At 43.4% G+C, this 21765-nt stretch carries 19 protein-coding genes; 4 read left to right on the forward strand and 15 right to left on the reverse strand.

Translation table 11 applies throughout. The annotated features are described in order from the left end of the window. Window positions 1-14 precede the first annotated feature (14 nt). The 13 genes from NSTC731_RS33580 to NSTC731_RS33640 form a co-directional block, all read right to left on the reverse strand. Entirely contained in the window at window positions 15-791 is a 777-nt protein-coding gene (locus NSTC731_RS33580; protein WP_445628734.1) for a sulfite exporter TauE/SafE family protein, read from the reverse strand. Between the two features lie 9 nt (window positions 792-800). Then, window positions 801-1457, reverse strand: a complete 657-nt coding sequence (locus tag NSTC731_RS33585; RefSeq protein WP_445628735.1) for an HAD family hydrolase — start codon at window positions 1455-1457, stop codon at window positions 801-803. Window positions 1458-1544: 87 nt separating this feature from the next. Continuing rightward, window positions 1545-2495: a DMT family transporter gene (locus NSTC731_RS33590; RefSeq protein WP_445628736.1), complete on the reverse strand. Its 951-nt coding sequence runs from the start codon at window positions 2493-2495 to the stop codon at window positions 1545-1547. A gap of 159 nt (window positions 2496-2654) precedes the next feature. Then, a complete protein-coding gene (locus NSTC731_RS33595) occupies window positions 2655-4034 on the reverse strand; it encodes an LLM class flavin-dependent oxidoreductase (RefSeq protein ID WP_445628737.1) in 1380 nt (459 codons plus the stop codon). A 68-nt stretch (window positions 4035-4102) separates the two neighbouring features. Then, a complete protein-coding gene (locus NSTC731_RS33600) occupies window positions 4103-4696 on the reverse strand; it encodes a glutathione S-transferase family protein (RefSeq protein ID WP_445628738.1) in 594 nt (197 codons plus the stop codon). 354 nt (window positions 4697-5050) lie between these two features. Further along, window positions 5051-5965 (reverse strand): TauD/TfdA dioxygenase family protein, encoded by a 915-nt coding sequence (locus tag NSTC731_RS33605; protein ID WP_445628739.1) that lies wholly within the window; start codon window positions 5963-5965, stop codon window positions 5051-5053. Between the two features lie 96 nt (window positions 5966-6061). Further along, a complete protein-coding gene (locus tag NSTC731_RS33610; RefSeq protein WP_445628740.1) occupies window positions 6062-6862 on the reverse strand; it encodes an SDR family oxidoreductase in 801 nt (266 codons plus the stop codon). Between the two features lie 29 nt (window positions 6863-6891). After that, window positions 6892-7239 (reverse strand): hypothetical protein, encoded by a 348-nt coding sequence (locus NSTC731_RS33615; protein ID WP_445628741.1) that lies wholly within the window; start codon window positions 7237-7239, stop codon window positions 6892-6894. 15 nt (window positions 7240-7254) lie between these two features. Next, window positions 7255-8202 (reverse strand): zinc-binding dehydrogenase, encoded by a 948-nt coding sequence (locus tag NSTC731_RS33620; RefSeq protein WP_445628742.1) that lies wholly within the window; start codon window positions 8200-8202, stop codon window positions 7255-7257. Between the two features lie 368 nt (window positions 8203-8570). After that, on the reverse strand, window positions 8571-9956 hold the full coding sequence (locus NSTC731_RS33625; protein ID WP_445628743.1) for an eCIS core domain-containing protein: 1386 nt from the start codon (window positions 9954-9956) through the stop codon (window positions 8571-8573). Window positions 9957-10313: 357 nt separating this feature from the next. Continuing rightward, the gene (acsF, locus tag NSTC731_RS33630; RefSeq protein ID WP_445628744.1) at window positions 10314-11369 is read right to left on the reverse strand and encodes a magnesium-protoporphyrin IX monomethyl ester (oxidative) cyclase; all 1056 of its coding nucleotides are present in this window, start codon (window positions 11367-11369) and stop codon (window positions 10314-10316) included. 254 nt (window positions 11370-11623) lie between these two features. Continuing rightward, the gene (locus NSTC731_RS33635) at window positions 11624-13375 is read right to left on the reverse strand and encodes an ABC transporter ATP-binding protein (RefSeq protein WP_445628745.1); all 1752 of its coding nucleotides are present in this window, start codon (window positions 13373-13375) and stop codon (window positions 11624-11626) included. A gap of 245 nt (window positions 13376-13620) precedes the next feature. Continuing rightward, the gene (locus NSTC731_RS33640) at window positions 13621-14271 is read right to left on the reverse strand and encodes a hypothetical protein (RefSeq protein WP_445628746.1); all 651 of its coding nucleotides are present in this window, start codon (window positions 14269-14271) and stop codon (window positions 13621-13623) included. Window positions 14272-14896: 625 nt separating this feature from the next. Here NSTC731_RS33640 and galE point away from each other — a divergent pair. After that, window positions 14897-15895 carry a UDP-glucose 4-epimerase GalE gene (galE, locus tag NSTC731_RS33645; RefSeq protein ID WP_445628747.1) on the forward strand — a complete coding sequence of 333 codons (999 nt, stop codon included), beginning with the start codon at window positions 14897-14899 and terminating at the stop codon, window positions 15893-15895. A gap of 148 nt (window positions 15896-16043) precedes the next feature. On the opposite strand, the gene NSTC731_RS33650 is transcribed toward galE, so the two are convergent. Further along, window positions 16044-16745, reverse strand: a complete 702-nt coding sequence (locus tag NSTC731_RS33650) for a hypothetical protein (protein WP_445628748.1) — start codon at window positions 16743-16745, stop codon at window positions 16044-16046. Then, complete coding sequence (locus NSTC731_RS33655) at window positions 16720-17991, reverse strand: urease accessory protein UreH domain-containing protein (RefSeq protein ID WP_445628749.1); 1272 nt, start codon at window positions 17989-17991, stop codon at window positions 16720-16722. Before NSTC731_RS33655 ends, NSTC731_RS33650 begins: the two co-directional genes overlap by 26 nt. 258 nt (window positions 17992-18249) lie before the next feature. On the opposite strand from NSTC731_RS33655, the gene NSTC731_RS33660 reads away from it, so the two are divergent. The 3 genes from NSTC731_RS33660 (at window position 18250) to NSTC731_RS33670 (ending at window position 21763) form a co-directional block, all read left to right on the forward strand. Then, window positions 18250-18519 carry a toll/interleukin-1 receptor domain-containing protein gene (locus tag NSTC731_RS33660; RefSeq protein WP_445628750.1) on the forward strand — a complete coding sequence of 90 codons (270 nt, stop codon included), beginning with the start codon at window positions 18250-18252 and terminating at the stop codon, window positions 18517-18519. A 69-nt stretch (window positions 18520-18588) separates the two neighbouring features. Further along, window positions 18589-19227, forward strand: a complete 639-nt coding sequence (locus NSTC731_RS33665) for a hypothetical protein (protein WP_445628751.1) — start codon at window positions 18589-18591, stop codon at window positions 19225-19227. Between the two features lie 397 nt (window positions 19228-19624). Further along, window positions 19625-21763, forward strand: a complete 2139-nt coding sequence (locus tag NSTC731_RS33670) for a TIR domain-containing protein (RefSeq protein WP_445628752.1) — start codon at window positions 19625-19627, stop codon at window positions 21761-21763. Window positions 21764-21765: the final 2 nt, after the last annotated feature.

Below are 21765 nucleotides of genomic sequence, written 5' to 3' on the forward strand. Positions count from 1 at the left end.
GTAGTTCCCAGTTCTTAACCGTGAATAAAAAAGTAGGCAGTCATGCTGAAGGCAACAATCATGACAAATTTCCGAATTAAGTGCGGTTCAAGTTGACGAGCATAATGGGCACTTAAGTAACCACCAAGAGAGCCACCGACTGCCATCAAAATAGCTTGATGCCAAGCAATCACACCAGCAAAAAGAAATGGAACGATCGCAATACCATTAATACAACTCCCTAAAAATGTCTTAAAAGCATTCATTTTGTGGATACTTTTGATACCTAACAATGTCAGAGTTGCCAGCATTAAAATCCCTATACCTGCACCGAAGAAACCGCCATAGATGGCGATCGCAAGTTGAGCTAGTACCAAATTAAACAACGGTACAGATTCTGGTGATGTATTCTGGCTTTTACGCTGCAACCACTTTTTGAACGGTTCGCCAAAGGTAAATACAACTGTTGCTAGCAGCAATAGATAGGGAATCAGCTTTTTAAAGACATCTGGCGATGTATACAACAAGGCGATGGAGCCAATCATGCCACCAACTAAACTGACACCACATAGAAGTAAAAAATCTCGCCGCTCAATGCCCAAATCTTGACGATATGCTCCAGCGCTGGCTAAGGAAGCTACCCAAATTGCAGTATTATTAGTGGCGTTAGCTGCGATCGGGGCGACACCTGTAAAGATGAGAGTTGGAAACGTGATAAAGCTTCCACCACCTGCTACAGCATTTAAGCCACCTGCAATAAAAGCGGTACTAAACAACAGCAAGCTATGGATAAACGTTAATGATGGCGGCATTATCTTTGATTACGAATTACGAATTATTAATTTGGGAATATCACTTGGAGAATGGGCAATCAAGTCAGCACCATGAGCTTTTAATTCCTCCTCAGTTCCATAGCCATAGGTGACACCAATTGAAGTAATATGATGGCGCTTGGCTCCAATGATGTCATGTGAGCGATCGCCTACCATCACCACAGTAGAGGGTAAAAGTTTTTCTGTTAATAAAATATGGTGAATTAAGTCACCTTTTATGCTCCGTGTTCCGTCAAGTTCACTACCATAAATACCATCAAAAAGCAATGATAAGCCAAAATATTCAATAATTTGCGTAGCATAAATATATGGTTTAGAAGTCGCAACAAAAGTTTTATAACCAGCAAAACGAATTGCTTTTAAAACTTCTGTAATTTGGGGATAAAGTGAGTTTTCAAATAATCCAATTGTCGCAAAACGACGACGATATAGTAAAAGAGCTTGTTCAATTACTGTACCATCCAAGGTATTGAGTAATTGCGAAAAGCTATCTTTCAGTGGCGGGCCAATACACCAATTTAATTCATCAGCATTCGGTGGTTTGTAACCGAGTTCAGAGAGCGCATACTGAATACAACCAGTGATGCCAGGTTTCGGATCTGTTAAAGTCCCGTCAAGATCGAAAAGAATAGCGGAGAAAGGCATATTTTAATTCGTAATTCGTAATTCGTAATTCATAATTAAGAAAGTAATGTTTTAAAATTACCCCATGCCCAATTCCCAAGTCCCAATTCAACTTCTAATTTTGAACGATTTCATAAACCCTTCTGCACTAAGTAAGGCGATCCCCAATGTGACAATACCAATCCCTACACTTTGAATCACGTTTAAAGTTTCGCTAATCGTTATCCATGCCATTAACGCTGTCAATGCTGGACTGCTAGAGCCGATTATAGAAGCGGTAGATGCGCCAACCATCCGAATCCCTACATTGTTTAAAGTGTGTCCGAGAAAGCTGACCAGACCAGAAAATATGCTGCCAATCCATAGGGGTGTCCAGTCAAGTTGGGCGTTATTAGCCGGCCAGAACAGTAAGCTAATACCGGAGAGTAGTAGAGTACAGGCAAAACCGATCCACGTAAAAGGAATTGGATGGAATTTTTCTAAACATTTTTGAGCAATGATGCAATAAAAGGCGTAAACGATCCCAGCGCCAAAACTAGCGAAAATGCCGATCGCAATGGTATGACTGCTATAGGTAGCAGAAGATTGGGGAATGGTGAGAGCGCTTCCCACCAGAATAATAGCCATTACCAGCCAACGGAACAATGTGGGGCGATCGCCAAAAAACCTCCAAGATAGCAGCGCTGTAAATACGGGATAAGTAAAGAAAAGGGTCAAGGCAATACCTGTGGGAATCAAGCCAATAGCAATGTAGAGTGAGGCGATATATACAAACATCAGCACTCCACAGCCAAGAGCTTGAATTAGAACATCCCTACGCTTGCGGGTGAACAAGTCTTGAAATTCTGTCCAAGCAGATGGATATAGCTTGAATGATAGAGATGCCATGAATGGAACCACCAGCAGCATTCGCATGAACATTAGCAAGAAGGAATTCTGCAAATCCGGTTTAACGTATCCACCGAGTAAAAATAAACCTAGTACGAGATGTTCTGAAAACAAAACTCGGACAGTAACGTTGTGAAACGTCAAAACAAAGGAGGATACTAGAACCGTCAAGATGCCCAACACGATAAAAAGTTTCCTTAGAGACGACTTGATTGTATTGTTAAAATCACTGGAATAACAAACCAGATGAAGTTTGAAGAAATCAAAGCCGTCGCTTCAAAAGACGCGATAAATCGCCGTCTCTACAAGGAATTTATCCATCAATTATTACTATGCTAAGGAACCGGCGCTCACAGGTTCAGGAGCAGTCTTTGTAGTGAACTGGTTCACCGGACGGGGCAAACCAAGATTTTCACGCAAGGTACTACCTTCATACTCAGTACGAAATATTCCTCGGCGTTGCAGTTTGGGAATTACCAAGTCCACGAATTCCTCCAAACCCCCAGGTAGCCAGGGCGGCATAATGTTAAATCCATCAGCCCCACCATTAACAAACCAATCTTCTAACTGATCGGCAATCTGTTCTGGTGTTCCGAGAATCGTTCGATGTCCCCGCGCTCCTGCAATCCACAAATACAGTTGTCGGATTGTTAAGTTCTCTCTGCGGGCAAGATCGGTAATCAGCTGCAAGCGGCTTTTGCCACCGTTGGTATCTGGCAGATCCGGCAGCGGCCCATCTAGGGGATATTTGGACAAATCATGGCCACCCACTAGCCCAGAAAGTAGCCCTAATCCGACCAAGGGATGAATCAACTCCTGAAGTTGCTCATATTTATCCTTAGCTTCCTGCTCAGTCTTACCAATTACCGGGAATACCCCTGGCATAATTTTGAGATGATCGGGGGAACGTCCGTATTTAGCTAATCTCCCTTTGACGCTGGTGTAGAAGGCTTGAGCCTCTGCCAATGTCTGTTGAGCAGTGAAAATCGCCTCTGCTGTTTGGGCAGCTAAATCCTGTCCAGCCTCGGAAGATCCAGCTTGTACAATTACTGGATATCCCTGCGGTGGACGCGCCACATTGAGCGGGCCGCGCACCGAGAAATATTTGCCCTTGTGGTGGGGAACATGCAGCTTTTCTGCATCGAAGTAAATACCTGACTCCTTATCGTGGAGGAAAGCATCGTCTTCCCAACTGTCCCAAAGTTTGGTGACAACATCCACAAATTCCCTCGCTCGTTCATAGCGTAGTGAGTGTTCTAGGTGGTTTTCTTGGCTGAAATTCTGCGCTGCGGCTTCAGCAGCAGAGGTTACGAGATTCCATCCAGCACGACCACCGCTAAGATAATCCAGTGATGCAAACTTACGGGCGAGATGATAAGGTTCATCATAAGTCGTTGATGATGTCGCCACCAAACCGATATTTTCTGTCACAGCAGACAGAGCCGACAACAAGGTTAAAGGTTCAAAGTGGACACTGAATTGTCCCGAACGGCTAAAAGCCTCAGCCCCTTGTCCTCTATCCCAGACAGCTAAACCATCTGCGAGGAAAAGCATATCAAATTTACCCCGTTCAGCCGTTTGTGCCAGCTGCTTGTAATGTTGGAAGTTTAAACCTCCATCAGCCGGGGTGTTGGGATGCCGCCATGCTGCAACGTGATGTCCACTACCGGGTAAAAATGCTCCGAGTTTAAGTTGTTTTTTTGTACTCATATTTCTATTTGCGACGGCGTACTTATGCTTTTTTCGTTTTCTTGTTTGGAATAAGAAAGTATTAGTTATTAAGACTCTGGTTTTGTTACTTGCATGGATGGTCGTTTAGAGAATTCATCGTACCAATTAGCAAGTTTTGGATATTTCTGCCGCCATTGCAGATTGAGAAGACGGATCTCTAGTCCAAGTGCAGAGGCGAGGGTTATATGAGCAAGTTTAGGAGTTTGGTCGAGTTTATCTGATATCTTCTCGAAGTAGTTTAAAATTCTCAACGCCCGCTCATGCTCAAACTCGATCGCCCCAAGAGACTGTTCGCCTAGAGGACGCCTTAACTCCCGTACCCAGACAGCAATACCATCTATGAAGCCACCAGTTATACCTTCAAGTTGCTGTAAAAAGCCATTAGAAATGTCAGCAACTAGTTTGATTTCAGGATTTAAGTGATTTAGATAAGCGCATATTATACGTGTTTCACTCAAGATAAATCCGTCGTCAGTCGCTAGGGTTGGAACTTTACCTGTAGGGTTGTAATTCACTAGGTCGCTGTTTGGATCTCGTGCAATGACTTTTTGCGTTTCGATCTGATTGCTGAGATTCAATTCTAGTGTTGCTATCCGTGTAATGCGTGCATAGGGTGAATTAGGTGTATAGAAGAGTTTCATAAAAAAGTGCGATCGTGATTAGATACTGAATTCAGAATTCAGGACTCATTAATCAGTGGAAGGTTAAGCCAGCAAAAGAGAATGGGGAGATGAGGGAGAGCAGAGAAAGTAGGAGAGTGGAGTTCAAAGACTCGTCAGCCAGTATTAAAGACTCATTAACGGAGTTCAAAGACTCGCCAGCGAGTATCAAAGACTCATTAACGGAGTTCAAAGACTCGTCGGCGAGTATTAAAGACTCATTAACGGAGTTCAAAGACTCGTCGGCGAGTATTAAAGACTCGTTCACGAGTATCAAAGACTCATCCCCTATTCCCCATGCCCAATGCGCAATGCTCCATGCCCAATGCCCAAATATTAGGCAGTCACCGCCTCACGTCGGTTGTACTCAGAAGCATCTCCTTTGATCGCCTCACTTTGTTTACCATCAATGCCAACTGGGAGGTCGCCGACAATTGTCACTCGTTGAACGTGGCGAGGCTGGTTGCCGTAATCTGCGATCGCGTAATGTTGAGTAGCCCGATTATCCCAAAATGCAACATCACCAACTTGCCAACGCCACCTGACTGTGTTCTCAGGACGTGTGATATATGCTTGCAACAACCGCAGAATATCATCTGATTCAGTTGTTGATAAGCCACGGAATTGGCGCACAAATCCACCGATGAATAGCCCCCGCTCCCCAGATTCGGGATGGACGCGTACTACTGGGTGCAGAGTCTCGTACACAGTCGAGGTGAAGACAGCCCGGTAAGCCTTCGCATCTTCAGGTAGGTCAAATGCAGTAGCATAGTCGTATTTATTGCTATGTACTGCCCAAAGTTGGTCTGCAAGATTACGCAAATGGATAGGTAAATCTTCGTATGCAGTTACCGAGTTTGCCCAGATTGTATCGCCACCAGTTGGTGGAATGTCAAGCGCTCGTAAGATAGAACCGAGAGGAGGACGGTCTACAAATGTTACATCAGTATGCCAGCTATTAGCGCGGGAAGTGGTGCGGCCATAGTTCAAATCTAAGACTTCTGGGTTTTCTGGCAGCGATGGTACAGTGGGGTGGGCTGTAGTGACTTCACCAAAACGACGAGCGAAAGCAACCTGTCCATCAGCATCGAGTTGTTGCTGACCGCGGAAAAAGATCACTTTGTATTTGACTAGAGTCTTGCGAATATCGCTGATAATGTCATCGCTGAGGTTAGAACTCAGATTAACACCAATAATTTCAGCACCAATACGTCCTGCAACTGGTTTGATATCAAAGTATTGAGAACCCATGTTTTTATCTCCAAGAAGTTTGTATTTTTGTAGAGACGCGATTCATCGCGTCTGATTCATCGCGTCCGATTCATCGCGTCCGATTCATCGCGTCTGTTAAACACCAGGGGTAGATCCGCCATCAACGATAATCTCTGTTCCTGTAATCGATGCAGCAAGATCGGACACCAAAAATAGCGCCAGCGCGGCAATTTCTTCTGGCTGGGCGATTCTTTTTAAAGGAATACTTTGGATATTTTGTGCCTTCACTTGCTCAACGGTGATGCCTTGCGCTTGGGCGTTTTGCCGAGCTAAAGTCTCGGCACGCTCGGTAGCTGTAGCACCAGGGGAGATAGCGTTAATGCGAATCTTGTACTCGGCTAGTTCTTTTGAAATGCCCTTTGTGAAATTCAGCAAAGCAGCATTGCTTGTACCACCAGCTAGGAAGTTCGGACGAGGTGTCCGTCCTGCACCACCGACTATATTGACAATCCGCCCATCACCGCGACTTTTTTGATGGGGAACGACGGCTCTAACTAAGCGGATATAGCCCAATAATTTTAAGTTCCAAGCATCCAAAAATAAATCATCAGTGGATTCTAGGAAAGACCCAGCACGGGCCGATCCGGCATTGTTAATCAAGATATCAATCTGATTAAACTGGGCTAATGTTGTGGAGACAACTTTTTCAATATCTTCTGCTTTCGTTAAATCGGCGCTGATGGCAATAACTTTAGCGCCTGAACTTGGTAAGGACTGGATGGCAGCTACTGCATTTTCCAGTCTTTCTTGATTGCGAGCTGCGATCGCCACATTCACACCCTCACTATAAAGTGCTTTGGCAGTAGCTAATCCAATTCCCGCACTTCCTCCTGTAACGATCGCTGTTTTACCTGATAGTTTTAGTTCTAAACTCATACAAACTTACCCTCAAAAATGTAAGTAATTTAATTGCGAACCAATAATATTGCTGATTGAGAGCCTGTATTGTGGACATCCAAGATGGCTTGATTTTCCCCAAAAGTGCAGCCCAGAAGTATTTTGATTTCTGTATCCCGTTTTTCCAAGTCAACACTACAAATGATGGCGGTGACTTTTTTACTAGATAAACTACCTATCCAGACATCAATATCGGCTCCATCTCCAGAGCGAGTGTTTTCCAAATATCCATAGTCCAACGGATAAACAAAGGATGGATAACGTGGATGCGATGTACCCTTTGGGCGATCTATCTTGAGATTACTAATGGCTACAAGCCGATCTAGTTTGAACCAGAATTCAGTACTATCCCTCATACCATCTGCGATCGCTCAATTTGAAATGTGCAACACAGCTTTGCCAGGAAAACGCCTATCGAGCAGTTGTTGGGCCACATCAGCTATTTGTGTCCAAGAAGCTTCTAAATCAATGTGAGGATGTAACTCACCTGCTTCTACTAGACTCAAAAGCCGTTTTAGACCGATTGCTGCTGATTCAAATCTCAATTCATCGAACAGACGTAGACCATACAGGCTGACGCTACCAGTCCCAAAAAATTGAGCCGCATTGAATGTTACTTCAGCTCCCCCAGATACTCCATACAGCACAGTTTTCCCATCCTGTGCCAGTAAGCCAAGGGCTACCCCCAAAGTCTTGCCACCTACTGACTCTACAATTAGATCGTAGGGGCCGTACTCGCTGGCGGGTGAAAGGTCTTCGCCAATCACTACCGATTGCGCCCCTGCGTCTCTAACTAGAGTTTCATAACCAGCTTGACGAATATGTGCCACAACTTGCGCTCCTGACAGTTGCGCCAATTGAATAGCGAAGTAACCAACACCTCCTGATGCGCCTGTAACCAGAACTGTCCGACCCAAAAGTGAACCACCTTTTAACACTGCATGGTATGCAGTTAAACCCGCTACAGGCAATGTGGCAGCTTGAGCAAAAGATACCGATGACGGCACTACTGCTAAGGCATTGGTGGGAACAGATACAAGTTCTGCCCAAGCACCAGCACGACGCAAGCCAACTACACGTGCCCCTTGGGGAGGCCCGGAACCATCGGCGGCGGGGATTTCCACTACACCTGCCAAGTCCCAACCAGGTTGCCAACCAGCCTCAGCAGTGGTTGAACGTTTTATCTCTCCTCGATTGAGGGAAATTGCCGCTACCCGCACTAGAGCTTCATCTGGGGCAGGCTTGGGTGCAGTCACTTCACTCAGTGCCAAACGCCCCGGCACATTAGGATCAACAATCACAGCACGTATTTTGCTCATAAGGTTGCCCTAGCTTAGAGATTAATTTCTAGTTCGTTGGTTCGCAATCTTATACCTGCAATAAATAATCTCGATAGATTAGCTATTTATTCTTAACTCCCAATCTGTGTAAATAGGTTAACGAGGTTTGAAAACAACGGTATCTTGATAAGATTACAGTATTTTATGGTTTGTACAAAAAAAATTATCACAGACAGCCAGAAGAATCAAGCACCTTGTGGATAAATTCGCCGTTGACACTTCTTGCACTATAGTCAAGCCAAGTGGCTTCCGTATGGTTCGGAGTTCTTTTTGTAATTTTTCAATTTGACTCCAAACAGTGTAAGCGCGAAAATTATTAGCAGGTTTGCATTATGCTGTTTTCGCCTTTATTGTTGAGTTTGAACCTCTACCTTTGCATCCGATTCATCCCCACTTTGAGAAACTTTTTCTGGGCCGCACTGTACCGGAGTTACTCCTGTACCTTGAGTGAGTCCGTGTTTCGTTGTAGTGTCATAAGTATTGTTATCAGTATTTGCTTGGGCGTAAGTATCGTTAAAAATCTTGTCAGATGCTGAAGTTGTTTTGCCAAGAAGCTTTTTGTGTAAATCTTTAAAAGCCTTTTCGTCAATACTAATGTGCCCATTCTCGTGTGTATCAAGAGCGCTATAAAACCTTGCCCATTCTTTTTTAACGGGTTCGCATTGTTGGTCGAGTTCCGTCCAGACGGGCATTGCCTTAGTTTCTGTTACTAAGACATCTGCTTCGTAGACAATTTCATCAGATTTATCTTCTGCTTGGTAAGTTTTGACATCTTTTTCAGGGGCACAAGTAACACTCCCTGCTTCGCCTTTTCCTTGTGATGTTAAGTTTGTAATTGCTTCGGTAATATTTTTTCCAGAAGCAGTAATTGTGGTATTTTTTTTGTCAATTTTAGTTGTCCCTTTTTTGGGCGGCATCCCACTAGATGTCTGTTCAACAGCGGCTGGTGCTGTAGATGCATCGCTTTGTTTCTGTACTTTGCCTGTCTGCTGTACCACATGGGTTAACTCATGGGCTGTCAACTCATTATTACCAGGTGATTTCTCGGCGCTAAAGTAAATATGACTACCATGAGTAAAGGCCTGCGCTCTCAACGACTTATTCATCTGCGTAGCATTGGAGTCAGTATGTACTCGCACATCGTCGAATTTACTACCAAAGCGTGGTTCCATAAAGTTTCGCACTTCGGGAGATAACGGGCTTCCTCCACTCTTACTATTATTTAACTGACTCTCAATATTATCTTGGGTTTGAACGCTGCGATCGCTAACGCGTTGTAGTGACAAGTCGGTTTCTACTTCTTGTTCTTCTTGCTCACAATCTGCACATTCTCGTTGTACTAGATGTGAATCTATTGCACCGATATTTATATTTGACTTAAGTCTAGGTAGAAGCATAATCTGGTCAGATGACTGCTCATACTGGTCTTTTGGCTGACTACCTATAAGTTGCGGCTGTGGACGACGCAAAGATATCCGACTAATGTCGTGAACAAGAGGTTTTTCTTTAATAGCTTCTGGTTCTAATAATTGCTCATTAGTAGACGTGGTTTCTTGAACGTCGCCATTGAGCGCAGTATTATTATTTGTTGGTAAACCAAAACCGCGTGTTGGATTGGCCAATGTGGGAATATTGGATGAGACAAGCGATGGATTCGTAAAATTTGATGTCCCTATGTGGGGCTGCTTCCATGTGGTTAAAGGCGAAGCGGCTTGTCTTTTAATGTCGCTCATCTCTCAATTCCTACATTTTCTAGATTAATTAGTAACCTCTTATATATTGCATTTCAGTATCTTCTAAGTAGGTAGATATAATTAAATATAAAATCAACTCCTAGTTTGTAGTGAGCGATTTATCGCTCAGAGCAAGGATGATCGGGACTAAAGTCCTTACTACAAACTTGAAATTTGTTTATGCCTAGATACTTATACAAAAATTTAACTATTTTATTAACATACTTATATATAGACTTTAGTCTAGTTTTGTCATTATTCAGCTACCCAAATATTCAAAAATTGACATCTAGGGAAATTAATTATGCGTTATTCAGAACACATAATTAATTTCACAAGCAGATGTCTAATAAATAGCTAACGAACCGTTCCCCGCAGGGCTTCAGCATCAATTGGTTTGATGAGGTAAATTAACAGCAGATTCCAAACAATTGCTGCAATCAAAGGTAGTTTGCGAATTAGCTTCATTAATTTCGGATTATAACTGCCTTCAATCTCTGCAATTTTCAAGTTATAACCTGCACAGCGTTGCAGACGTGGGAAAAACTGGGGATGTTCGGTATTCAACATTACAGGAAAAGCCCGTCCTGCGGTTTCATTGGTGTTGCGGACAACTTGGATATCAAATTCTGTGGCATCAAGTCCCAATGATTTGTAGAACCCAGAACGTTCATGAACTGTCAGGGTGTGAGTAGCAAATACTGATAGCAAGAAAAAGCGACTCCACAGCCTAGATTTCCAGGTGTTCCAGAGTTGGGGTTGAGAACGCAATAATGCCTTGAATATATCTCCGTGGCGGTTTTCGTCCTGACACCAGCTCTCAAAGTAGCGGAATATCGGATAAAACTGGTTTTCTGGGTGCTTTTCTAGATGCCTGAAAATAATAATGTAACGCCAGTAGCCGATTTTTTCTGAGAGGTAAACGGTGTAAAGTACCCATTCAATTGGGAAAAATGTATAAGTGCGGGTTTTAGTAACAGCACCTAAATCAAGAGAGAGTTTAAAATCGGCCATTGCTTTGTTGAGAAATCCGGCATGGCGGGCTTCATCACGCGCCATCATTTGAAAAATTTCCGCTAGCACTGGACTGCGATTTTTCAGCTTGCGGGATAATTCTTTGAACAGCAAGAAGCCGGAAAACTCAGAAATGCAAGAACGTTCCAAATACTCTATAAACGCCTGCCTTGCTTCACCGTCAATGTGTTCCCAAGACTGCTCAAACGCTTCATCCCGGACAAAATGGTGCCGATTGTAGTCTGTCCGCATTTCTGTCAACATCGCCTGCAATTCCGTTTCCTGGGCAGACAAATCCAGCTTGGCTGCGGTTTCAAAATCTGTAGTGTAAAACCGGGGGGTGAGTACAGTTTCTTTGCTGGGGGTTTTAGTTTCTGGCTTGGGTAGGGTGTTAACCATGAGTGATGAGGCGATCGAGTCAATAGTTCTATAACTATAAAGCTATGACAAATGCAATTATTTTGCTAGACCTATTTACAATCCTTCAGTAAAGTCGGAATTTCTGAATTTTTCTTCAACGGGCCGCGCCCAGGATTCCCGAATTTCAGCCAAGCTTGAAGGTGAGTAATGGGAACTCTGGGACTAATTATTCTTCTCCCCTTGCTCCCCCTGCTCCCTGCCCCCTGCCCCCTGCTCCCTGCTCCCTTCCTCCTTCACCGCAGTAATTCTTCAACTTGATGCTGGCTCCATAAAGTTCTGTATAACCCCTGTTGTTGTAAAAGTTCTAAGTGATTTCCGATCTGCACAATTTTTCCCTTCTCCATGACAAAAATTCGGTCAGCTGCCGCTGCCGCTGATAATTGGTGCGTAATAAAAATTACTGTTTTACGTTCAGTACCACTAGAAAGATTTTTGAGGATTTTCGTAGCTGTTTGATTATCTACACTAGAGAGAGCGTCATCCAAAATTAATACTGGAGCATTGACCAACATTGCTCGAGCCAAAGCAGTACGTTGGCGTTGACCGCCAGAAAGATTAATACCGCGTTCGCCAACAATAGTTTCATATTGCTGGGGAAAATTCTGAATTTCAGATTCAATTTGGGCAAGTTTAGCGACAGATTCTACCTGCTGTTGTTCGCTAACTGGATCGCCGTAGCGAATGTTATTTTTGATTGTAGTGCTAAATAGAAAGCTATCTTGAGGAACGTAGGCGATCGCACCTCGTAAATCTGTCAAAGCGATCTTAGTAATATCTACGCCATCTAAAAACAATTGTCCTGATTCAATATCTAACAAGCGCGGTAAAGCATTGGCCAAAGTAGATTTCCCCGAACCAATTGCCCCAACAATCGCGACAGTTTCTCCAGCAGCAATGGTAAAGTTAACATTTGCTAAAGCTGGAGTCGTAGAACCAGGGTAACTGTAGGTGAGATTTTTAGCTGTCAGTTCGCCTTTGAGTTCAGCCACTGGCAGATGTATGGCATCGGCTGCATCTTGAATTTTTGGTGTGACAGAGAGAATAGCTTCAAGCCGATCGATACTAACTTCACCGCGTTGGTAGGCAGTAATTGTGAATCCTAAAAGAGCAGTAGGGAAAACTAGACGCTCTACATAAATTAATAATGCTAAAAAATCGCCAACCTGAAGTGTCCCAGCAGACATTCGTGCCGACCCTAGCCAGATGATTACCAGCGAACTGATATTAGCTAACCCACCAATTAGCGGAAACAGTGTATTGCGGAGTTTTGCCAATTCCAGGTTAGCAGTCAATAGCTGCTGATTTTTCTTGGCAAAAGCTCGACGCTCGTTTGCTTCTTGAGCATAGATTTTTATTAAAGCAATGCCACTGATATCCTCTTGGATGAGTTCGCTGATGTCAGAGAGTTGCTCTTGGACTTTTGCTTGTTGTTTGCGTAAGCGATCGCTAAACAGACTCACCAATAAGAGCATAAAAGGGTATACTGCCAGGGCGGCTAGGGTGAGATCCACACTAATTGTCAGCATTACTGGCAGTGTCAGGGCGTAGGCAAACATCGTATTTGCCAAACTCAAGACCGCAAAACCCAATAACCGCTTGATATTTTCCACATCACTAGTAGCGCGACTAATCAAATCGCCAGCAGTATTACTGGCAAAATAACCAGGCTCCAGTTTCAGTAAGTGTTCAAAAATCCGTTGTTTCAGGTCAAATTCTACCTGACGCCCCACCCCAAATAGCCAAATGCGTGATGCCATCCGCATTAGCCACATTGCCGAACTGAGCAAGACAATAACTACTACGTAATGTAGTATTTGGTTCCAGCTGAAGGTTGTCGAGAGTTTATCAACACCAGCACGAATCAACCAAGGGATATAAACACCCAGTGCATTGACAGACAACAAAGCGAGAATGCCCAAGGAGGCTTCCCGCCAATGGGGTCGTAGGTAAGCACTGAGTTTAGCGATTCGTCGAGATTTTGCCATTAAAGCAATTGTGCAACTTTATCATCTAGATTAACTGCTAGTCCCAGAAGGCAGCTATGAAGAGGAAATATCGCTTGTGATAAATTCAGCTTTTGTTACCTCTTTTAACTGGATAGCTATTGCCATTCGGTACTAGTAGTCCACCACAGCAACTTTAATGAAGAAATAAGTTCGTAGTCAGGACTTTAGGCATTGAATTAAGCGCTCAAGCGCTGACTACGAACTAAGTATTGTTCTCTTGCCTATTACCGCTGAACACGCAAGAACCTGTAAATTTCAACCAGATAACTTTCCCAAGTTCTTGTTGTCAATTGCAACGTTTCCGAATTTGGTACAAAGTCTTCAAGTCGTAAACCGCGTGTGCGAATATCTTGAGGACTTCCTTGTAATAAATAGGGAGGCACTCTCAAATTATAAGAAAGAATGTTATCCCCCGTTACATCTGAGATATTCGCTGTGGCGGGTTGCCCTAATGCTACCAGTGTCCCAGATGTTAGTGTAGCAGTTGCAACAGATGTTTCACCCGTCATTGCTAGAGGTGCTCTATAAAGGAAATAGGCGACTGCTGGTGTACTTGCCAACAGCAAAATCGTCAGTGCCCAACCGATCAAGTATCCTCCTGGTTTGTCTATTCCACCTCCTTTGATTTTCTGAGCGGCAAGAATCATCAGTAAAACAGAGGCTCCTAGAGGCTTGAGTGGAAAAGATAGCATCCTCCACAACGACGCCACAGCAGGTTCATTAGGGTTAAGAAATGACAGGGCTACGATTACCAAGATAACGACTAAGATTAATCGTCCGACAAAAGTTCCAGAGGGATAAAATCGCTGGAACAGAGAATAAACGATAGTGCCAATCAGCAGCCACAGCAGTACCCGGCTTAACAATAGAAACATAGACTAACTCTCAAATTTTCTGGTGCAGTCACAAGAGGCAGGGGAGCAGGGAGCAGGGAGAAAGGGGGAAGACTCGGAGCTTGTACTTTGCCCCAGCAAGAGCGCCTCGGAGGGGCGGGGCTTCTCTTCTCTGCGAGAGGCTGCGCCAACGAGACGCGCCGCGAACGTACCCATGCTCCGCAACGCTTGTCGCAGAGAGGAAGGGCTTGCTCCCCCCTGCTCCCTGCCCCTTTCCCCTCTGCCTCTTCGGTGAGCCAGTGTGGTGGTGTTCGCGTAGCGTCTCCGTCAGGAGAGGCAGTCCGTTTCGATCGGGGTTGCCCCCAGAAAAGACTGCCATGCAGGGAAACCATACATAAAACAACTGGCGACTTCTTACTGATAGCGACGTGATAAGCGTCACCCGTAAGGCTCAACCTAGAGGTTTCGGGAAATGGATTTATTTTATTGTCAAATTGTAATCGTACTGTTTGACTTAAAATTTCTCAAACCTCACACCCAATGACTACCGTCGTAGTGATTTTAGTGCAATTTTTTGACACTGCGTCTATTATTTATAATTTTCCAGAAGAGTAATCTGGTACCGGTAAACTAAATTAATTAAGTAATCAACTCAAAAGGAAAAACTATGTCGCCTGGAAAGCCTACTATTCTGGTAACGGGGGGAGCTGGATATATTGGTTCTCATACAGTGCTTGCTTTGAAGAAAGCGGGTTATGGCGTTGTCATACTTGATAATCTAGTCTATGGACATCGCGATCTAGTAGAAGAGGTTTTACAGGTAGAACTGATAATTGGGGACACAAGCGATCGCGCCTTGCTGGATCGTGTATTTAAAACCCACGATATTGCCGCAGTAATGCATTTTTCTGCTTATGCCTACGTAGGAGAATCGGTGAGCGATCCGGCCAAATATTACCGCAATAACGTCCTTGGTACTTTGACCTTGTTAGAAGCGATGCTGACAGCATCTGTAAAGAAATTTGTCTTTTCTTCTACCTGTGCCACCTACGGGGTGCCGGAATTCGTGCCCATTCCAGAAACCCATCCCCAAAATCCGATTAATCCCTATGGCGCTACAAAGCTGATGGTAGAAAGGATTCTCTCTGATTTTGATGTTGCTTACGGTTTGCAATCAGTGCGTTTTCGCTACTTCAATGCTGCTGGAGCTAATCCCGATGGCTTACTGGGCGAGGATCACAACCCAGAAACCCATTTAATTCCCTTGGTGCTAATGACAGCTTTAGGGAAACGAGAATCCATTTCAATTTTCGGTACTGATTACCCAACGCCCGATGGTACGTGTATTCGCGATTATATTCACGTTAACGACTTAGCAGATGCCCATATTTTGGGATTGGAATATTTATTAAAAGGTGGCGATAGCGAAGTTTTTAATTTGAGCAATGGCAGCGGCTTCTCCGTTAGAGAAGTCATTGCCGCAGTTGAAGAGGTGACAGGAATTTCGATACCAGTAGAAGAACGCGATCGCCGTCCTGGCGATCCCCCAGTTCTCATTGGCACCAGCGAGAAAGCTAGAACCATTTTAGGCTGGCAACCTCAGTATCCATCCATCAAAGATATCGTCGCTGACGCGTGGCAGTGGCATCAGAAGCGACATAAGTAAGGGCATTGGGCATGAAGAAGAGACAAGGTAGACAAGGAAGAGGGGGGAGACAAGGGAGAGACTTATTCAATAATTCTCCCTTGTCCCCCTTGTCTCCCTTGTCCCCCTGCTCCCTGCTCCTCTGCCCCCCTACTCCCCTGCCTCTTCCCTACTCCCCTCCCCTCCTCATACTTTGCATGACGACAACTAAGATGCCGATAAATCCGAGAATTGGCAGTGCGATCGCCCAAGTTGGTAATTGTTGAGATTGACCCTCTACTAGATCGCCATTGACATTTCGCACATTTTGTGTATTTTGTGTAGACCCGCCTCCTGCCACAGTCACTTCAAATTTGAATTCAAAGGGTTTGAATCTTGCCCCAGAAACAGGTTTTCCATTTAGTTGCAACTCATAAAGACCTGGTTTGGGAAAGGTAATATCTGCACCTGGGATGCCTTGATAACGTTCGGCTGCCACAGGTTGTAACTGTGGTTCTAATAGCGGCGGCTCTCCGGCTGCATAAGGTTCGGCATAAACAGCCAACTGACAATTACACTGTGACAGAGGAATCACCTTTCCACCTCTGCGGGTAAGTGCAAACCAGGCTTGGCTTGCTTCTCCAGCACGGGGATTATCATTTGGTTCAATGTGGAGAGTGCCGCCAACATCTGAGGCTACTTCAACCTTATGAGCAAAAGCAGGGTAAAGATTAGTTATTGATATAACTAAGCAACTCAAGAATAATAAATACTTTATCGTTCCTTGATTTTTCCAGAAAATACCTTTTTGAGGGTAACGCTTCTGTTTTTGACTCGTTGAAATGGAGCCAGAAAATAAGGATGATTTACCGCGATTTGGTTGGGGGAACATAAAACTTTTCTACGGCTAACTTTGACCAGAAAAAGCGCGATCGCACTAGCAAGACACTGAGAGTAATCATTACCATCAGTACTGCCGCTAATTTATTTCCCCAAGTTGATTGCAGGGAACCCAGGTAATGGGAACCAATCAACACAGTATGAATGGCACTCAAGAGCAAGGCTGGCACACCCAATAGATGAATCTGTCGCCAACGCTTGCCCAAAGATTTTTGCAACGATTCCCAACTTGTAAAAGCGGCGGGGGACATTAATACCAATGCTACAGCACCCGCAGCCATCCCCCACTGAAATTCTGGCGGCAAATACGAAAAGGCGGCAAAATTCCATTGCAATGAGTGTTCTATCATGTGGAAGGTGTGAACCACAGAAAGCACAAAAGATCCTACTCCCAAGCCGCGGCGGTAACGGAGTGGTGAAGCCCACAAGCTACTAATCGGACGCGCAATTAATGCCAAAATTAAGCAGATTAAGGCAGCGTGTCCGGTGTAATCTACCATTGTGTCACCAGTCCGCAGCAAGGTGATAACGCCAATGGTGAGTGTTACCCAACCGCCTAATCGAAACAACTGACTGCGCCTGTCTTTACTTACCAAAGATGTGGAAACGCCTACACCTAGCATTGTCGGCAAGGTTCCCAAGCCAAAAGCCAGCATAGTAGCTGTACTCATCCATAAATTGCCAGTTTCAGCGGCTTTAATTTGGGCAGCATACAGGAAACCACAGGGCATTAAACCCCAAGTCATCCCCAAAAGCATTGGCGTCCACCATTTGGTTTTTAAGGAAAGTTTAACCATTCCGCTGCTGAGGCGATCGTGTAAACTACCTTGCAATAGGGGATGTAATACGGGAATACGCGGTAGTAAATCGGGTTTTACCTGTCCTAAGCCAAACCAAATCAACATCACACCAGTCAGAATTGCCATCCAGCGCCGGAACTCGCTGCCAACACCCGCTAGCTGTCCACCTTGTAGCAATACCGAACCTAGCGCCCCAATGCCAGCACCGACTAGAGCATAGCTCAACATCCGCCCCAGGTTTAGCAGGATATGAAATTTTAATTGCTGTTGCCAAGTATCGGGCTTTTCTAAGGTTAATGTCCGTCCCAAAGAGACTGTTTTTGGACTTTTCGGCTGATGAGACAGAGAAAATGCCACTGTTAGCGGGCCACACATCCCAAAGCAGTGTCCAAAACTTCCCAGGAACCCCAGGATTGCGATCAGCAACAAATCTACCATAAAAAAAGTTCCGAGTTCTGAGTCATGAGTCCTGAATGTAAGAATAAAGATTTTGAAGAAGTAATTAAGAAATTCTTTTCTTTTTTGCTCAGTACTCAGGACTCCTCTAGTGCGGAACTGTAGGTGAAATTGCGATCGCTGTCAAAAGACAAGTTGTCAAACTTGATGTTTACTTTAAAGAATTAGTTCTTTTGTACTGGTATAAGATATAAAGGTATTAATCATAAGTAAATACCTGCTTTAATTAATAATCGTCGAATGGCTACAATTTTTTTCTCTTATTCACATCGGGATGAAACCCTGCGCGATGAGTTGGAAATTCATCTTGCTATGCTAAAAAAGCAAGGCTTCATTGAGACGTGGCATGATCGGCGAATAACTGCTGGTGAGGAATTCGATAAGGCAATAAGCAAAAACTTGGAAGAAGCAGACATCATTCTTTTATTAGTCAGTTCAGATTTTCTAGCTTCCAATTATTGTTATGATATTGAGATGCAACGTGCAATGGAAAAGCATGAGCAGGGATAATCTCACATTTTACCAGTCATTCTGCGTCCATGTGATTGGCGCAGTGCACCATTTGGCAAGCTCTTGGTTATGCCAACTGATGGCAAGCCTATCACAAAATTCCCCGATAAAGATGATGCTTTTCTTGAAGTAGTCAACGCTATAAAACGGACAATTACTCGCTTACAACTCCGTCAAGATTCCACGCCACCAAGCATAAGTTACAGTGGTTCTGCTGTCAAACCACAAATTTTGGATATACCAAGATCGAGCAATCTCCGTATTCGCAGAACATTCTTTGATCGAGAGAGGGATCAATTTGTGGAGGAATTGTTTGAATACATAGCCAACTTTTTTGAGAATTCACTTGCTGAATTATCCAACCGAAATCCAGAAGTGGGTACAAATTTTAAACGTATAGATGCAAATCATTTTTCGGCTATTGTCTACATTGCGGGAAAGAAAGCTACTCAATGTCGAATTTGGATAAGAGGAACTAGCCATCTTTATGGAAACGATATTGCATATTCCTCAAATGCCTCAGGAAGTGACAATAGTATTAATGAATCTATGTCTATAGTTGATGATGGATACGCTCTTTTTGTGCAACCATTAGGAATGGCTTCCTTTCCAAGCCAACAGAATGTGAAGAAATTATTGTCTCAACAAGGAGCCGCTGAGTACTTTTGGGATATCTTGCTAAGACCATTGCAACAAGGCTCAACATGAATGTTCTGTCATCAGGGTCAATCTATAAAAAAACTCTTGCACAAATAATTTATACTAAATCAAGGAGTTTACCAAAAGCTGATTGAGCAAGATGCCAAACGAATAAGCCAAAAGCTTATCCAACAGAGAATTTAAACGCTTGTTTGGAGTAGGTGGTCGATAATACCTTCCCTAGACACAACTAAGTTAGTAAATAAGAGCATCTCTTAAACACTTGTTATAAATTTAAAATGTGCTATTTAAAACAAGTGTTTAAGTAAGTATGGGAACTTGTACTTCAGCCATATTAAATTTGCTAAATATTTTTGTTTTATATAAAACCCCATATTCCCACCTAAAGAGTCTCAATGTATAATCAGTCATTGCCAGAATAATCGCTACTAGATTTAGAACTAAAATGAATTCACTCTCATTCTCTGGGGTAGTAGATGAGGGGCTTAATGTATTTTTTTGTTACTCTCGCCAGGACGACTCGCTGCGGCGTGAATTGGTAGATCATCTCGCTGGTCTTATCAATTCGGGTTATATTACAATTTGGTATGACCGGATGATTGAGCCTGGGTCAAACTGGCAAAATGAAATTGAAGATCAGTTGAGGGCAGCAGATATTGTCTTACTACTGGTTAGCGCAGGTTTTCTTGCCTCAAAATATTGTTACAACAATGAGATGTCCCTCGCACTGGAGCGACACAGGCGTGGTGAAATTTGTGTCATCCCTGTTATTCTTCGTCCCTGCGATTGGAAACATCCGCCTCTTATAAATCTTCAGGCTTTGCCTAAAGATGGTAAACCTGTTGTCCGTCAGGGCTGTTCAATTGATGATTCTTTAACCGATGTAGCGCGTGAAATTCGACGGGTAGTTGAAGGTATACGGAAGAAACGCCAACCTCCACCCCCTCCACCTACTAAAGTTCCTGTCCCTGTTGTACCACCTCCCAAAGGATCATGGCTAAATAAGATTACTAGAATACTCAAGATTCCGTTATTCCGCAGACACTACCGCTTTGTCCGGGTGGGCTTGGCAATTGTCAGTCTGTTAGTTCTCTTGATTGCTTTCCCGTTCATATTAAATCTAATTTCCTATAGTCCAAATGTGGAAGAATTCATTAGCTTCGGGGAAAAATCTCTGCTTGCTCCTGGACAGGATAAATCAGTCACAGCAAAATATTACTATGATCAGAAGTTGTCAGGGATGCAAGTATTCAGAGACAAAGACTATAAGGGAGCATCTGACATATTTAAGGGAATCCGAGAAAATGCCAAAACTGTTGTAGAGAGATATCGTAATGATACTTCTGGTAAAAACCCTGAAAAAAATGCGGCTTTAGCAGTTTTAAAAGATCCCGAAATCTTGATATTTCGCAACAACGCTCAAGCACGACAGAATCATAAGGCTCGACCAGAATCAACTCTTTATACAATTGCTGTTGCGGCTCCGATGAAAAAATATGCCGCCGGGAGTCAGATTTTACTTGGAGTTGCTCAGGCACAAGATAAAGCTGTTAATGCGCCAGAAGATTCAAAGTTAAATTTACAAGTATTAATTGCTGATGATGGCAACTATAAATCTCAAGCTAAGAACATAGCAACTGAACTCGCCAATCATCAAAAAGATGTTATTGCTGTTGTAGGACACTATGCTTCTAGTAGCACCTGCTCTGCCCTACCACAATATAGCAAAGGCAATCTTGTTGTGATTTCTCCAGGTAGTACCATGTTTGGTATGCGCTTAGAATGTAGAGACAATAACAAAGTGTTTTTTCGTACTGTCTCTTCAACGCAAGTAGAAGCCGAGTCTCTTGTCACTCACTTATTGAATAATAGTGGAAAACCTAATCCTCAAGTTGTTGTTTTTTACAACCCTGAAGAAGAATTCAGTAAATCTCTATTTAAACAGTTTAAAGAAGTTTTAGAAAAAGATAAAAAAGGAAGAGTTATTGGTGTCTCTTCACTATCAGCACCGAACTTTAGTTTGACACAAGAGTTAGGAAAAAGCAAACAAGCTGATGCTTTAGCTGTTTTTCCTGATGGTCAAACAGAGGATAGTAATAATTCATTTTATAGAGCAATTGAGGTGATCGAGAAGACAGATAAGTTGATCCTGGGTGCAAATTCGCTTTATCAGATGGAAACCTTGAATAATCTTAAAGATTTACAACTCAACAATCGCTTGATTATTGCTGTTGACTGGCATCCTAATCAGCCTGGAGCAGATGTTTTTTCTACGCCAGCAGAACAGTACTGGTACGGTAACGTAAACTATAGAACTGCTATGGCGTATGAAGCAACTGAAATATTGGTCAAAATATTACTAAAGTCAGGAGTACAAAACAATCGATCAAGCATAAAAGATAATTTATCTACTTTTAGTCCAACAAAAAGTAGCGTAGTTAGTGACTTAACAGTAAGTTTTGAAGAAAATGGCGATCGCCAAGAAAAAAACATTAGGGTTTTGGTTACTCCAATTAAACCAACCAAGCCCGATCAAAACAATAGTGAGCTTAAGTTTTGTATAGTTAATTCCCCTACTTGTTAATG

The sequence above is a fragment of the Nostoc sp. DSM 114167 genome (assembly GCF_052692655.1).